Origin of the sequence: Mesorhizobium vachelliae, assembly GCF_033977325.1 — a bacterium.
Lineage (GTDB): Bacteria > Pseudomonadota > Alphaproteobacteria > Rhizobiales > Rhizobiaceae > Mesorhizobium > Mesorhizobium vachelliae.
Genome location: NZ_JAVIIR010000070.1, coordinates 1 through 1,188, shown reverse-complemented (window position 1 = coordinate 1,188; position 1,188 = coordinate 1). Strand labels below are relative to the sequence as shown.

Below are 1,188 nucleotides of genomic sequence, written 5' to 3'. Positions count from 1 at the left end.
GGTCGTGTCCCGCTGAGTGGTGTAGCTCGGCGGTGACGAAGCCGCTCGCGAGCGCGCCCCTCAACAGCGCTGAAGCGAGCGAGCGGCGATAGCAGCGGTCATCGATGTTCCCCGGTAGGGTCGGGTTGCTGAGACCAACCTGATTCGAAGGAACCACCGATGACCGACGACATGATGAACCTGCGCGCGCTCGTGGAGAAGACCCCCGACGCCGATATCCTGCGCGAGATGATCGGCTTTGCCGCCGAGCGGCTGATGGAGCTGGAGGTGGGCACGGCGACGGGCGCCGGCTATGGCGAGAAGAACCCGCTGCGGCAGGCCCAGCGCAACGGCTATCGCGAGCGCGACTGGGAGACGCGGGCCGGCACGGTCGAGCTGCGCATCCCCAAGCTGAGGAAGGGCTCTTACTTCCCCTCGTTCCTGGAGCCGCGCCGCATGGCCGAGAAGGCGCTCACCGCGGTGATCCAGGAAGCCTACATCCAGGGCATCTCAACCCGCTCGGTCGATGATCTGGTCAAGGCGATGGGCATGAGCGGCATCTCCAAGAGCCAGGTGTCGCGGCTGTGCGAAGAGATCGACGGCAAGGTGAAGGCTTTCCTCGAACGGCCGATCGAAGGTGACTGGCCGTATGTTTGGATCGATGCGACTTATCTCAAGGTGCGCCGCGGCGGCCGCATCGTCTCGGTCGCCGTCATTATCGCCGTGGGCGTCAACAGTGACGGTCGGCGCGAGGTTCTGGGCATGGAGATCGGCACCTCGGAGGCCGAGCCGATCTGGACGGAGTTCCTGCGCAAGCTCACCCGGCGCGGCCTGCGCGGCGTCAAGCTTGTCGTCTCCGACGCCCATGAGGGCATCAAGGCGGCGGTCTCGAAGGTGCTCTCAGCCACCTGGCAGCGCTGCCGGGTTCATTTCATGAGGAACGTGCTGGCGCATGCCGGCAAGAGCGGCCGCCGCGTCGTCTCGGCCTTCATCGCCACCGCCTTCGCCCAGGAGACGGCCGAGGCCGCAAGCGTGCAATGGCGCGCCGTGGCCGACCAGATCCGGCCCAAGGTGCCGAAGCTCGCCACCGTCATGGATGAGGCCGAGCACGACGTGCTCGCCTACATGACTTTCCCGAAAGAACACCGCGTCAAGCTTCACAGCATCAACCCGATCGAGCGTCTCAACGGCGAGATCAAGCGCAGGACC

Annotated in this window: 1 protein-coding gene; it reads left to right on the top strand. The window is 65.8% G+C overall.

Annotation, left to right across the window (positions count from 1 at the left end; translation table 11 throughout):
* Window positions 1–159: 159 nt before the first annotated feature.
* Window positions 160–1,188 (top strand): IS256 family transposase (locus RFM41_RS34050; protein WP_320319359.1); only part of this gene is annotated, 1,029 nt, incomplete at its 3' end.